At 66.5% G+C, this 12870-nt stretch carries 13 protein-coding genes; 5 read left to right on the top strand and 8 right to left on the bottom strand.

Annotation, left to right across the window (positions count from 1 at the left end; genetic code table 11):
• The first annotated feature begins 146 nt into the window (after window positions 1-146).
• Window positions 147-1631 carry a lipopolysaccharide biosynthesis protein gene (locus ASE75_RS14890; RefSeq protein ID WP_055935120.1) on the top strand — a complete coding sequence of 495 codons (1485 nt, stop codon included), beginning with the start codon at window positions 147-149 and terminating at the stop codon, window positions 1629-1631.
• Here ASE75_RS14890 and ASE75_RS14885 read toward each other — a convergent pair.
• Window positions 1619-2047 carry a CBS domain-containing protein gene (locus ASE75_RS14885; RefSeq protein ID WP_055935116.1) on the bottom strand — a complete coding sequence of 143 codons (429 nt, stop codon included), beginning with the start codon at window positions 2045-2047 and terminating at the stop codon, window positions 1619-1621. The genes ASE75_RS14890 and ASE75_RS14885 overlap by 13 nt on opposite strands.
• A 75-nt stretch (window positions 2048-2122) precedes the next feature.
• Here ASE75_RS14885 and ASE75_RS14880 point away from each other — a divergent pair, with 75 nt between their 5' ends.
• Window positions 2123-2401, top strand: a complete 279-nt coding sequence (locus tag ASE75_RS14880) for a hypothetical protein (protein WP_055935113.1) — start codon at window positions 2123-2125, stop codon at window positions 2399-2401.
• 67 nt (window positions 2402-2468) lie between these two features.
• Here the strand turns inward: ASE75_RS14880 and ASE75_RS14875 are convergent, their stop codons facing one another.
• From ASE75_RS14875 to hisS, 4 genes are all read right to left on the bottom strand, one after another.
• Window positions 2469-3554: a DUF4167 domain-containing protein gene (locus ASE75_RS14875; RefSeq protein WP_082464029.1), complete on the bottom strand. Its 1086-nt coding sequence runs from the start codon at window positions 3552-3554 to the stop codon at window positions 2469-2471.
• 283 nt (window positions 3555-3837) lie between these two features.
• Entirely contained in the window at window positions 3838-4671 is an 834-nt protein-coding gene (gene prmC, locus ASE75_RS14870; RefSeq protein ID WP_055935108.1) for a peptide chain release factor N(5)-glutamine methyltransferase, read from the bottom strand.
• 276 nt (window positions 4672-4947) lie between these two features.
• Complete coding sequence (gene prfA / locus ASE75_RS14865; RefSeq protein ID WP_055935106.1) at window positions 4948-6021, bottom strand: peptide chain release factor 1; 1074 nt, start codon at window positions 6019-6021, stop codon at window positions 4948-4950.
• Window positions 6018-7286 (bottom strand): histidine--tRNA ligase, encoded by a 1269-nt coding sequence (hisS, locus tag ASE75_RS14860; RefSeq protein ID WP_082464027.1) that lies wholly within the window; start codon window positions 7284-7286, stop codon window positions 6018-6020. Before hisS ends, prfA begins: the two co-directional genes overlap by 4 nt.
• A gap of 74 nt (window positions 7287-7360) precedes the next feature.
• On the opposite strand from hisS, the gene ASE75_RS14855 reads away from it, so the two are divergent.
• The 3 genes from ASE75_RS14855 (at window position 7361) to ppa (ending at window position 10593) form a co-directional block, all read left to right on the top strand.
• Entirely contained in the window at window positions 7361-7996 is a 636-nt protein-coding gene (locus tag ASE75_RS14855; protein ID WP_055935103.1) for a DUF1345 domain-containing protein, read from the top strand.
• Window positions 7997-8066: 70 nt separating this feature from the next.
• Complete coding sequence (locus tag ASE75_RS14850; RefSeq protein ID WP_055935100.1) at window positions 8067-9983, top strand: M61 family metallopeptidase; 1917 nt, start codon at window positions 8067-8069, stop codon at window positions 9981-9983.
• 34 nt (window positions 9984-10017) lie between these two features.
• On the top strand, window positions 10018-10593 hold the full coding sequence (gene ppa, locus ASE75_RS14845) for an inorganic diphosphatase (RefSeq protein ID WP_055935097.1): 576 nt from the start codon (window positions 10018-10020) through the stop codon (window positions 10591-10593).
• 105 nt (window positions 10594-10698) lie between these two features.
• Here ppa and ASE75_RS14840 read toward each other — a convergent pair whose 3' ends face one another.
• The 3 genes from ASE75_RS14840 to metX are packed head-to-tail and all read right to left on the bottom strand — an operon-like array spanning window position 10699 to window position 12867.
• Window positions 10699-11124 carry a response regulator gene (locus ASE75_RS14840; protein WP_268796056.1) on the bottom strand — a complete coding sequence of 142 codons (426 nt, stop codon included), beginning with the start codon at window positions 11122-11124 and terminating at the stop codon, window positions 10699-10701.
• A gap of 25 nt (window positions 11125-11149) precedes the next feature.
• Entirely contained in the window at window positions 11150-11737 is a 588-nt protein-coding gene (metW, locus tag ASE75_RS14835) for a methionine biosynthesis protein MetW (RefSeq protein WP_055935092.1), read from the bottom strand.
• Window positions 11734-12867, bottom strand: coding sequence for a homoserine O-acetyltransferase MetX (gene metX, locus ASE75_RS14830; protein WP_055935088.1), 1134 nt, complete (start codon window positions 12865-12867; stop codon window positions 11734-11736). The genes metW and metX overlap by 4 nt, the downstream gene beginning before the upstream one ends.
• Window positions 12868-12870 lie beyond the last annotated feature (3 nt).

Below are 12870 nucleotides of genomic sequence, written 5' to 3'. Positions count from 1 at the left end.
CCGGTCAACCGCTGCGGTGAAACCCCTCTACGTCCAACCACCCCACACGTCAAACACAAACTGAAACTTTTCTGACTTTTCCTCAAAAATCACGGAACCACGCGCCGTTCAGCGGTCCTAAACCTGTCCGCTATACGGCCTGAATCATGTCAGCGGTCGCCGAATCACCAAGCCCCTTGCCCGATTCGTTCGCGAATCAGGTGCGCAGCGCCGTGATCTGGCGATCGGGCAGCCAGATTCTGGCCCAGCTCGTCCAGTGGTCGGCCACCTTCCTGGTCCTGCGTATTCTCAGCCCGTCGGACTATGGCCTGTTCGCGATGACGCAGGTGATCCTGGTCTTCCTCAACATGCTGAACGGCTACGGCCTCGCGAGCGGGCTGATCCAGCGACCGCATATTGCGAGGCACGACATCCGCCAGCTGTTCGGGATGCTGGTCCTGCTCAACGCCGCGCTGGCGATCGGACAGCTCGTGCTCGCGCCGCTGGCGGCCGCCTATTACCGTCAGCCGATGATCGCCGACATGCTGCGCGTCCAGGCGCTGCTGTACCTGACGACCCCGTTTATCGCGCTGCCCTATGCGCTGTTGTCGCGGCGGATGGACTTCCGGCATCAGGCGCGGGCCAATATCACCGCGTCGATCGCCAGCGCGTCGACCGCGCTTGGCGGCGCGTTGCTGGGGTTCGGTGTCTGGACGCTGGTGGCGGCACCCATCGTCCTGTTCGCGGTGCGCGGCGCGATGATGACATGGTCGGCGGGTTCGCTGGTGTGGCCGAGCTTCGATTTTCGCGGCGCCGGCACGATGGCGCGCTATGGCGGCGTGATGGCGGCGGGCCAGCTGTTCTGGTTCGCGCAGAGCCAGGCCGACGTCTTCATCGCCGGCCGATCGCTGTCGGCGCATCACCTGGGTATCTATACCACCGCGCTGTTCCTGACCCAGATCTTCGTGTCGAAGTTCGTGCCACCGCTGAACGAGGTCGCCTTTTCCGCCTATGCGCGGATGCAGGCCGATCCCTCCGCGATCGGCCGTGCCTTCCTGCGCGCGGTGCGGGTGGTGATGGCCGCCGCGCTGCCCTTCTATTTCGGGCTGCTCGTCACCGCCGAACCGATCGTGCTGACGATGCTCGGCGCGAAATGGGCGGAGGCGATTCCCGTCGTCCGGTTGCTGGCGCTCGCCATGCCATTCATGACACTGCAGGTGCTGATAACCCCGGCGTGCGACGCGCGCGGGCGGCCGGGCATTGGTGTCGTCAACGGTGCGTGCGGGTCGGTCGTGCTGGCCGCCGCGTTCCTGGTCGGAGTCCGCTATGGCCCAACCGGTCTGGCGATGGGATGGATCGTCGCCTATCCGGTCTATCTCGGCATCAGCCTGTGGCGATCGTTACCCGTCATCGGAACGCGACTGAGGGCAGTGGCGGGCGCGATCCTGCCGGCGCTGGTCGCCGCGCTGGCGATGGCCGCCATCGTCGCTGCGATCGACACCGCCCTGCCGCCACTGCCGTCGCCGCTGCGACTGCTGCTGCTCGCGGGTATCGGCGCGCTGGTCTATGCCGGCAGTCTGGCCGTCGTCGCCCGCCCCCTCTTGCGCGAAGTCGTGGCGATGGTGCGCGGCCGGACGCTTCAGGCCGACTGAATGTAGCTGCGCATCGCCTCGGCATCCGCCTCGATCCGCTCGATCCGGTATTTGACGAGGTCGCCGATCGAGACAAACCCGACGATCCGGTCGCCGTCCATCACCGGCAGGTGGCGAATACGCCGCCTGGTCATCAGCGACAGCGCACCAATCACCGCCTCCTTCGGGGTCACGCTCTGCACCGGCGCGGTCATGACGTCGGCCACCCGCGTATCGAGCGCAGCCGCACCCTTGGAATGGAGGCAGTGGATCACGTCACGTTCGGAAAAGATCCCGAGCACGGCCGTGCCGTCCATCACCGGGGCCGCGCCGATCCGCTTCTCCGCCAGGATCGCCACCGCGTCCGAAACCCGCATGTCGGCAGTCAGCGCGACGACATCGCCGCCCTTGCCCGCCAGGATTGCCGCGATCGTCATGTCCGCTCTCCCATTTCAACCGGCGTCATTCGCGCCGTACTTGAAGAGAACCATGTTTGCAGGCCATTGGGAAGCATGCGCGACAGCCCTTCCGGACTCGGCGATCCCGATTATGCCCGATTCGCCTGGGCGCGGTTCCGCATGATGATGGCGTGGATGACGCTGGCCGCCGCGATCTGCGTCGCCGCCGTCATCGTCGTGATGGCGCATGTCCAAGGGCCGCTGCACATCGCCACCATGCTGGGGATCATCGGCGGTGTCGGCGGATCGGTGATGATGGCCGGCGCGCTCATGGGTCTCGTGTTCCTGAGTTCGGGCAGCGGTCATGACGAGGATGTGGAAAATATCGACTGATACGCAAAGGGCCGGCCCCGCATGATGCAGGACCGGCCCCTTTCGCGACCCAGGTCGTGGCCGCGCGTTATTCGGCCGCCGAGGATTCTGGCGTAGCGCGGACCCGCCGGCGACGTGGCTTGACCTCATCCGGCGCTCCGCCCTCGACCAAGGTTTCGGCCGGTGCGGCATCGGTCGGGACGATCGCCGAGATGCCCAGCGACGGGGGCAGGCGATCCGCCTCGAACCCGACGGGTGCCTCTGCCTCGACCGCGACTTCGCGACGCGGCCGGCCGCGACGACGGGGGGCGGGAGCCTCCGTATCGGCGGTCACGTCCTGCGGTGCCTCGACGGTGATCGTCGGTGCGATCTCGCGCGGTGCCGCGTCGAACGATGCCTCGTCGCGTTGAGGCTCGCGGGGGGTGGCCGTTTCGACGCGGGGCGTACGCGGACGGCGGTCCTCGCGCTCGCGGGCCGGTTCGCGGTTTACGGTGTCGCGGCTGCCCTGATCGCGATTGCCATTCTCACGGTTGCCATAGTCGCGCGCTTCACGCGTGCTACCATCCCGGTTAGCCCCGTCTCGGTTGCCGCCATCACGGCCACCAGTGTCACGGTAGTTGTTGTCGCGATTGCCGCCCCGCGTGTCGCGATTGCCGCCGTCACGACCATTGTTCTCGCGTCCGCCATCACGACCGCCGTCGCGAACGGTGTCACGGTTGCCATAGTCGCGATTCCCGCCGTCCTGCTCGCGCCCGTTCTGGTCGCGATTCCCGTCGCGGACGCGGCGCGGCTCGTTGCCGGTGTGCGCCATCGGCTGGTCGCTGGCGCGGACGATTTCGCCCTCGTCGCCATAATCGTCGCCGTCCTGCTCGGACTGTTCGTCGTCCTGCGGGCGGCGCTGTTCCTCGAAGCGCGAGCGGGTTTCGCTCAGCACCCGGAAATAATGGTCCGCGAACTGCAGATAATATTCGGTGGTGACCCGGTCGCCCTGACGCTGGCTGTCGGCAGCGAGCGTCTTGTACTTCTCGTGAAGCTGGCTCGCATTGCCGCGCGCGCGGTTGTCGATCCGGTTGCCGTTGTCGCGCGGCCCGTTGCCGCCGCCTTGCGGACGCTGCTGTTGTCCACCGCGACCGCGGCGACGCCCGGCCTGCTGCTGCTGGCGATTGTTGATCAAGCTTGTGTCCTCGTCCTCAAACCAAAATCTGGCCATGCTCGCGATTGTGCGGTGAAACTCCCGGCCCGTCCTGCCCCCGGGGGCATCGACGGATCCCGCCAAGATCGCCGGACTGCAGCGATATCGTGACTAAGGATGCGGGGCATCAGCCCAGATCAACGACTTGTGTTGATGTTGTGGTCCCCGGTTCGTCCAATAGCGAAGGAGGGATGCGTCCGACAAGCGAAATATGGTGGCGCACGACCGATTATTCCCGTCCCATGGACCACGAACGACCGATTGTTCACGTCGCGACCACCGCGCGCGGTCGATCGCCATAGTCGTGGCGGACCTGCGTGGCGAACCCTTGCGCAGCGAGCAGCGCCGACACCGCGTCGCCCTGCGCATGTCCGATCTCGACGATCGCCACCCCGCCCGGCGCGACCAGCCGGCGCAGCTGCGGCGCGATCAGTCGGTAGGCGTCCAGCCCGTCCGTTCCGGCGAACAGCGCGCCCGCCGGTTCATGCCCGCGCACCTCGTCCGGCAGGATCTCGTCCGTGCCGATGTAGGGCGGGTTGGCCAGCACCAGGTCGAACGTCGCGTCGAGCGCCGCCGCCCAGTCGCCCAGCATGAATCGCGCCCGCGCCCCCATGCCCAGCGCCGCCGCATTGGCCCGCGCATAGTCCAGCGCCGCCGCCGACCGGTCCACGCCAAGCCCGTCCGCCGACCGCCACTCGTCAAGTGCCGCCAGCAGCAGCGTGCCCGGTCCCGTTCCCAGATCGAGAATGCTGCCGACCGGCCGCTGCCCGAAATGATCGAGTGCGGCGACCAGCAGGATCTCGCTGTCCGCGCGCGGCACCAGCGCCCCCGGTCCGACCATCAGGTCCACCGTCCAGAAACCGCGCGTTCCGGTCAGATAGGCGACCGGCTCCTGCCCCACGCGCCGCGCCACCAGATCGGCGAACCCGGCCGGGACCACCACATCGTCCAGCGTCAGCAGCAACCGGTTCCGCTCAACCCCCAGCACATGCGCCAGCAGCAGTTCGGCATCGAGCCGTGGCGTCGCCGAAAACCCGAACCGCGCCGCTGCATCGGCAAGCGCTGCACGCGCCCCGCGATCACCGGCAGGCCCGGTCACGCCGCCATGTCCGATACCACCCTGTTCCCCCGCGAAGGCGGGGATCCAGGGTTACAAAATACTACCGCGCGGGATGCCCGCAACTCTGGACCCCCGCCTTCCCGGGGGAACAGGGAAGTCGAAAAGCCGCTTTTGTCGCTTCCGCTGAAATAGCCGGAGACGGTTTCGCGCAGCGGCGCAGAAGACGCAAAGACAGCATCACGAACGGACTGAACCGCTACAAACCCTCTCAGCGCCCTCCGCGTCTCTGCGCGAACCATAACACCAGCCCCCACATCACCCATCCAGCTGCGCCAGCCGCTCCGCCTCGTCCTGCGCGATCAGCGCGCCGAGCAGTTCGTCCATCTCGCCGGTCAAAATCTCGGGCAGCCGGTGCAGCGTCAGGTTGATCCGGTGATCGGTCACGCGGCCTTGCGGGAAATTATAGGTCCGGATCCGTTCCGACCGGTCGCCCGACCCGACCATGGATTTGCGCGCACCCGCCCGTTCGGCGTGCAGCCGGTCGCGCTCCGCCTCGTACAGCCGGGTGCGCAGGACGCGCATCGCCTTGGCCTTGTTCTTGTGCTGCGACTTCTCGTCCTGCTGGATCACGGTCAGCCCGGTCGGGATATGGACGATCCGCACGGCGGAATCGGTGGTGTTGACCGACTGGCCGCCCGGCCCCGACGAGCGGTAGATGTCGATGCGCAGATCCTTGTCGTCGATCTTGACGTCGACCTCCTCCGCCTCGGGCAGCACCGCGACGGTCGCCGCCGAAGTGTGGATCCGCCCGCCCGCCTCGGTCGCCGGCACGCGCTGCACGCGGTGGACGCCGCTTTCGAACTTCAGCTTGGCGAACACGCCCTGCCCCGTCACGCTGGCGACGACTTCCTTGAACCCGCCCGCGTCGGACGAGGAGGACGAGATCAGCTCGACCCGCCAGCCCTGCGATTCCGCATAGCGCTGGTACATGCGGAACAGGTCGCCCGCGAACAACGCGGCCTCGTCGCCACCGGTCCCGGCGCGCAGTTCCAGCATCGCCGACCGCTCATCGGCCGCATCGCGCGGCAACAGCGCCAGCGCCAGCCGCCGCTCCGCCGCCTCCAGCGCCAGCCGGTTTTCGTGCAGTTCGTCCGCCGCCATCTCGCGGATTTCGGCGTCGCCATCCTCGGCCATGAACGCAAGGCTCGTCGCCTCCGCCCGCAACCGCCGCACGTCGCCCGCCACCGCCGCCACCGGCTCGACCTCGGCATACTCCTTCGACACCGCCACGAAGCGGTCGGAGGGCAAGTCGCCGGTCGCCATCAGCGCCTGCAACTCGTCACGCCGCGCCTCGATCGCGCGGATCCGGTCCGGGGAGATGGTGGTCATGCGGAAGGCTGCCCTAAGCCAAGCCTCTCAACCTCTGACCAAAAAATCTTCTCGATCTCGTTGTCGAGGCTGCCAACCAGATGACGCGGGCGAAAGCTATGCGTGTAGTGGCCATCGCGCACATCAAGCGAGGCGATCCAGTCCGGATCCAAGCGCTGCGCTTTGGAGTATCTTTTGCTCGTATTACCCGTGACGATGAGCTCTGTTGCGACGCCTCCGCGCCGCATTCTAGCTGCAAGTGCGAGCGCGTCTGCCTGACGAGCGTTATTCTCCGCCACAATGACAAGCTGTGGAGCACCAACCGCCGGCACCTCCACCAGCATCGCCAGCCGCTCGACCCCAGCCGCCCAGCCCACGCCCGCCGTCGCCGGCCCGCCCAGACTCTCGATCAATCCGTCATAGCGCCCACCGGCGAGCACCGTCCCCTGCGCGCCCAGCCGGTCGGTGACGAATTCGAACGCGGTATGCCGGTAATAATCCAGGCCGCGCACCAGCCGGGCATTGCGCTCCCATGCGACGCCGGCCGCATCCAGCCCGCCGGTCACCGCATCGAAGAACGCGCGCGCCTCGGGCGTCAGATACGCGTCGATGTCCGGCGCGGCATCGGCGATCGGCCGGTCCTTCGAATCCTTCGAGTCCAGGATCCGCATCGGGTTCTTCTCCAGCCGCTTCAGGCTGTCCTCCGACAGATCCGCCCGGTGTGCCTCGAAATGCGCGACCAGCGCCGCGCGCCAGGCATCGCGCGTCTCGGCATCGCCCAGCGTGTTCAGTTGCAGCGTCACGCCCTCGATCCCAAGCTCGCGCAGCAACTGGTCCGCCATCACCAGCAGTTCGACGTCCGCCGCGGGTTCGGCCGCGCCGATGACTTCGGCGTCGATCTGATGGAACTGGCGGAACCGGCCCTTTTGCGGGCGTTCGTAGCGGAACACCGGGCCGCTGGTGGCCAGCTTCAGCGGCACATACTGCTGCCACCCGCCGGTCAGGTACGCCCGGGCGATGCCGGCGGTGAACTCGGGGCGAAGCGTCAGGCTCTCGCCGCCGCGATCGGGGAAGGTGTACATCTCCTTCGACACAACGTCGGTCGTCTCGCCGATGCTGCGCGCGAACACCTCGGTCGCCTCGAACACCGGAATGTCGATCCGTTCGAAACAATAGAGCGCACGGACGCGCTCGAAGGTGGACAGCACATGCGCGTGGGCGCGTTGCTCGTCGCGGAAAATGTCCTGCGTGCCACGCACGCGATTGGGGGTCTGGATACGGGCCATAGTGGCGCGGTTATCTAGGCGAGGCGCGCGTTCGACGCTAGCACCATCGCATGACGCCCCCCACGACACCCCCCATGACACCCGGCGGCATCGGATCGCGGATCGCGCCCGTCCGTTTCATCCTGTTCCTGGTCGTGCTGGCGGCCGGACTTGTCGTGGCGATCCCGATCCTTGGCCTGGGGCGCGGCACGATGGTCGCATTCGACGGAGCCGCCCTCGTCTTCCTTGGCGCGGTAGCCACCCTGCTCGGCAGCGAGGCCGACCGGATGCGGCAGGTCGCGCGCGACAACGACGCCAACCGCGCGCTGCTGCTGGGCCTCAGCTTCATGGTGTCGCTCGTCATCCTGGTCGCGGTCGCCGGGGAATTGCGGGGCAAGACCGACGCGGTCGCGATCGCGCTGGTCCTCGTCACGCTGGCGCTGGCGTGGGCATTCACCAACACGGTGTACGCGCTGCATTACGCGCATGCCTTCTACACCGCCGGTCCCGACGGTCGCGACCGCGGCGGGCTGGACATACCCGGTACCGACGAACCGGATTACTGGGACTTCCTGTATTTCAGCGTGACCCTGGGCATGACGTTCCAGACGTCGGACGTGGAGATCCGCAGCGGCTATCTGCGCCGTGTCGTCACCGGCCACAGCCTGGCGGCGTTCATCTTCAACCTCGGCATCGTCGCCTTCACGATCAACGTGCTGGGTGGGGGATAAAGGGACTGGACGACTGACCTAAACCCCGCTTAACCTTCGTCCTTTCGCGCTATTGCCTGAACGGAACCCCATGACCGCCAAGCTCGTCGTCGCCCTGCTGCTCGCCTCCTCCGCCGCCATCGCCACCGCACAGGTTCCGCCGGGCAATACCGCGCCCAGGCCGGTTCCGTTCGTCGACACGATCCCTGAGGCGCAGGACACCCCCTATCCCGGCACGATCACGCTGGATATCGACGCGACCGACACCGAGCGCGGCATTTTTCGCGCGAAGGAAACCATCCCCGTCGCCAAGGCCGGACCTATGGCGCTGCTCTATCCGAAATGGCTGCCCGGCGCGCATTCCCCGCGCGGCGAGATCGAGAAGTTCGCCGGTCTCGTCATCCGCGGCAACGGCCGGGTGATTCCGTGGACGCGCGATCCGGTCGACGTCTTCGCCTTCCACATCGACGTGCCGCAGGGCGTGCGCAAGCTGGACCTGGAGTTCCAGTTTATCTCCGCGACCAAGCCCGATCAGGGCCGCATTGTGATGACCCCGACGATGGCCAGCGTGCAGTTCAATTCGATGAGCCTGTACCCGGCCGGCTATTATACCCGCCAGATTCCGATCGCCGCGACCGTGACCTATCCGGCCGGCTGGACCGCCGTGTCGGCCATACCGGCGAAGGTCAGCGGCGCGACCTATCGCTACGACACCACCAATTACGAGATCCTGGTGGACTCGCCGGTGCTCGCCGGCCGCTATTACAGGGAATGGCCGCTCAGCCCGAAGGTCGACCTGAACGTCTTCGCCGATACGCCGGCACAGCTCGCCGCCACCCCGGCGCAGATCGACGCGCACAAGCGGCTGGTCGAACAGTCGGCAAAGACCTTCGGCGCGCAGCATTACGACCATTACGAGTTCCTGCTGTCGATCACCGACAAGCTGGGCGGCATCGGCCTCGAACATCACCGCAGTTCGGAAAACGGCGTGAAGCCGGGCTATTTCACCGACTGGAACGACGGCCCCGGAAGCCGCAACCTCCTGCCGCACGAATTCACGCACAGCTGGGACGGCAAGTTTCGGCGCGGCGCGGACCTGTGGACGCCCGATTACCGCACGCCGATGCGCAACTCGCTGCTCTGGGTGTATGAGGGGCAGACCCAGTTCTGGGGTTATGTCCTTCAGGCACGATCGGGCCTGGTGTCGAAGCAGGATACGCTCGACGCCTATGCCGCGATCGCCGCGATCTATGACGCGGCTCCCGCCCGCCAGTGGCGCGACTTGCTCGACACCACCAACGATCCCATCATCTCCGCGCGCCGGCCCAAGGGCTGGACCAGCTGGCAGCGCAGCGAGGATTACTACAACGAAGGGCTGATGATCTGGATGGAGGTCGACGCGATGCTCCGCCAGAAGTCGGGCGGCACGAAGTCGATCGACGATTTCGCCAGGGCGTTCTTCGGCATCCGCGACGGCGACTGGGGCGAGGTGACCTACACGTTCGACGACGTGGCAAAGACGCTGAACGCCATCCAGCCCTATGACTGGGCCGGTTTCCTGCAGCAGCGGATCACCGAGACGGGCAAGCCCGCGCCCGTCAACGGCTTCGCGATGAACGGCTACAAACTGGCCTACACGCCAGAACCGACGCCGTTCTTCAAGAACCAGGAGAAATCGGTCGGCACCAACCTGAACTATTCGCTGGGCCTGACCGCCAACAAGGACGGCGACGTCACGACCGTGATCTGGGACAGCCCGGCGTTCAAGGCCGGCCTCGACAACGCCGTCACCATTGCCGCGATCAACGGCGAGGCGTTTTCCGGCGACCGGCTGAAGGCGGCCGTGCTGGCGGCGGCGACGTCGAAGGAACCGATCCGGCTGTTGGTCAAATCCAACGACCGCTTCCGTGACATCGCCATCGACTATCACGGCGGCCCCCGCTATCCGCGCCTTGAGAAGGTGGGGACCGGCGATGGCGGGCTCGACCGGCTCCTGGCACCGCGCTGATCCGCGACGCCGCTTTGATTCGAGAAGGATTGCCATGCGTATCGATATGATCCCGGTGGGCGCGAACCCACCCGAAGACCTGAACGTCATCATCGAGGTGCCGACCGGCGGCGAGCCGGTGAAGTACGAGTTCGACAAGGCGTCGGGCGCGCTCTTCGTCGATCGCATCCTCCACACGCCGATGCGCTATCCGGCGAATTACGGCTTCGTGCCGCACACGCTGTCGCCCGATGGCGATCCGCTCGACGCGCTGGTCATCGCCCGCTCGCCGTTCATCCCGGGTTGCGTCGTCCGTGCCCGGCCGATCGCGGTGCTGAACCTGGAGGACGAGGCCGGCGGCGACGAGAAACTCGTCTGCGTGCCCGTCAATTCGACCTTCCCCTATTACAGCAACGTCCTTGAGCGCGAGGACATGCCGGAGATCGTGTTCGAGCAGATCGAGCACTTCTTCACCCACTACAAGGATCTGGAAAAGACCAAGTGGGTACGGATCGGCAAGTGGGGCGGTGCCGAGGAAGCCCGCCAGATCACGATCGAGGCGATCAAGCGCTACGACGACGCCAAGGCCAAGGGCGAAGAGCCGCATGAGGCCGACGTCGCAGGACGCTGATCCCCTGCATCGACGCAGACGTATCGACACAAGGAAAAAGGCGGGTCCGCATAATGCGGGTCCGCCTTTTTCGTATCGACGTCGATCGTGACTTCGGGGCTTTGTCTAACTCCGCACGGATCGTGCGATGGGGATGACGACATCGCCTGCCGCCTCGCCCGTTTCCGCCAGACGCGCCGCCGCGACGATCGCGCTTTCGCTGAATGGTTTGCGGACATAGCCGAGCGCACATTCGATATCGCCGATCTGCGCCGGGTTGGCGGTCACGAACACGACCTTTACCCCGAAATCCTGCGCCAGCCGGGCGGCGATCGACGGCCCGGTCGGACCATCACGCAGATTGACGTCGACCAGGGCGAAATCGCATCCCGGCGCCGCCGCCAGCGCCGTTTCGCTGTCCGGCGCGATTGCCGCAACCGTATAGCCCGCATCCATCAGGATGCGTTCGAGGTCGAGCGCGACGAAGATCTCGTCTTCAACGATGAGGGCGGTGCGACTCATGGGTTGATCCTTGTTACCGCGTTGTAACACGATACGCCCGTTTCGGTTCCGATATTCAGCGTCGCAACAGGAACACCGCGTGCTCCGCCAGCACGTTGGCCGCCGCCGATCCGGTCCGCTTGTCACCCGACAGGAACCACGCGCCCTCCACCGTCACCGATCGTTCGGCCAGCAGGCTACGAAAATCGTCGACGGTCACATGGTGAATGTTGGGCGTGTCGTACCATTGTTCCGGCAACAGCCGCGTCACCGGCATCCGCCCGCCCCACAGCAGCGAGAGCCGCACGCGCCAGTGCGCAAAGTTCGGAAAACTGACGAACGCCCGTCCGCCGATCCGCAGCAGGTGGTCGAGCACCTGGTCCGGCGCGCGCGTCGTCTGCAATGTCTGGCTGAGAATGGCGTAATCGAAACTGCCATCGGGATAGGCGGCAAGGTCGGTATCGGCATCGCCCTGCACCACCGACAGCCCGCGCGCCACCGCCGTCGCGACGTCGTCGGGGTCGATCTCCAGCCCGCGCGCATCGACGCCGTGCCGGTCGCGCAGCGCCGCCAGCAACGCCCCGTCGCCACAGCCTATATCCAGCACGCGCGTACCCGCCGCGACATGGTCGGCGATGATCGCCAGATCGGGTCTCAGGGTCATCGTGCGGCTCTCATGAATCCGTCGACCACCCGGTTCAGTTCCGGCGAATCGAGCAGGAAGGCGTCATGGCCATACGGGCTTTTCAGCTCGACGAAGCTGACCGCCGCGCCCGCCGCGTTCAGCGCGTGGACCATCGTCCGCGATTCAGCCGTCGGGTACAGCCAGTCGGTGTCGAAACTGACGATGCAGAACCGTGTCCGGCTGTTGGCAAACGCATTGGCCAGCCGCCCGCCATGCTCCTCAGCCAGGTCGAAATAATCGGTCGCGCGGGTGATGTAGAGATAGGAGTTCGCGTCGAACCGGTCGGTGAACGACAGGCCCTGATACCGCAGATAGCTTTCCACCTGGAAATCGGCGTCGAATCCGAAACTCTTGGCCCCGTCCGGGCTGTCGGGCCGCGCCTGCAACTTGCGGCCGAACTTCTCGGTCAGTCCGGCCTCCGATAGATAGGTGATGTGCGCGGCCATCCGCGCTACCGCAAGGCCCGCCGCGGGCGGATCGTCATGCCCGTAATAGGCCCCGCCGCGCCATTTCGGATCCGCCATGATCGCCTGCCGCCCGACCTCGTGAAAGGCGATGTTCTGCGCGGTGTGGCGCGCGGTCGAAGCGATGACGACGCACGACCGCACCCGGTCGGGGAAGGTCGCCGCCCAGCTGAGCGCCTGCATGCCCCCCATCGACCCGCCGACGACCGCGCGCAAGGCGGCGACGCCCAGATGGTCGAGCAGCATGGCCTGCGCGCGCACCATGTCGCGGATCGTCAGCACCGGAAACACCATGCCGAACGGCGCACCCGTCGCCGGATCGACCGTCGCCGGACCCGACGACCCAAGGCAGCTGCCGATGACGTTGGAACAGATCACGAAATGCCGCGCCGGGTCGATCGGCTTGCCCGGACCCACCATCCGCGTCCACCAGCCCGGCTTGCCGGTGCGCGGATGGTCGGACGCGACATGCTGGTCGCCGGTCAGTGCGTGGCAGATCAGCACCGCGTTCGCCCCCTCGGCATCCAGCGTGCCATAGGTCTCGTACGCGATTTCGACCGGCGTCAGCAGGCCGCCGCCATCAAGCGCGAGGGGGGTGGTTAGGCGTACGCGGCGCGCAAGGCCGTACCGCTGGTCGTCGGACATGCG

The sequence above is a fragment of the Sphingomonas sp. Leaf17 genome (assembly GCF_001421505.1).
Classification (GTDB): domain Bacteria; phylum Pseudomonadota; class Alphaproteobacteria; order Sphingomonadales; family Sphingomonadaceae; genus Sphingomonas.
The sequence above is the reverse complement of the archived record's forward strand: the minus strand, read 5'-3'. Positions and strand labels throughout refer to the sequence as shown.

What these genes read in the sequence shown, in the direction of transcription:
- ASE75_RS14890 (WP_055935120.1), top strand. Translation starts at nt 147, where the DNA reads ATGTCAGCGGTCGCCGAATCACCAAGCCCCTTGCCCGATTCGTTCGCG.
- ASE75_RS14885 (WP_055935116.1), bottom strand. Translation starts at nt 2,047, where the DNA reads ATGACGATCGCGGCAATCCTGGCGGGCAAGGGCGGCGATGTCGTCGCG.
- ASE75_RS14880 (WP_055935113.1), top strand. Translation starts at nt 2,123, where the DNA reads ATGCGCGACAGCCCTTCCGGACTCGGCGATCCCGATTATGCCCGATTC.
- prfA (WP_055935106.1), bottom strand. Translation starts at nt 6,021, where the DNA reads ATGACCACCATCTCCCCGGACCGGATCCGCGCGATCGAGGCGCGGCGT.
- hisS (WP_082464027.1), bottom strand. Translation starts at nt 7,286, where the DNA reads ATGGCCCGTATCCAGACCCCCAATCGCGTGCGTGGCACGCAGGACATT.
- ASE75_RS14855 (WP_055935103.1), top strand. Translation starts at nt 7,361, where the DNA reads ATGACACCCGGCGGCATCGGATCGCGGATCGCGCCCGTCCGTTTCATC.
- ASE75_RS14850 (WP_055935100.1), top strand. Translation starts at nt 8,067, where the DNA reads ATGACCGCCAAGCTCGTCGTCGCCCTGCTGCTCGCCTCCTCCGCCGCC.
- ppa (WP_055935097.1), top strand. Translation starts at nt 10,018, where the DNA reads ATGCGTATCGATATGATCCCGGTGGGCGCGAACCCACCCGAAGACCTG.
- metW (WP_055935092.1), bottom strand. Translation starts at nt 11,737, where the DNA reads ATGACCCTGAGACCCGATCTGGCGATCATCGCCGACCATGTCGCGGCG.
- metX (WP_055935088.1), bottom strand. Translation starts at nt 12,867, where the DNA reads ATGTCCGACGACCAGCGGTACGGCCTTGCGCGCCGCGTACGCCTAACC.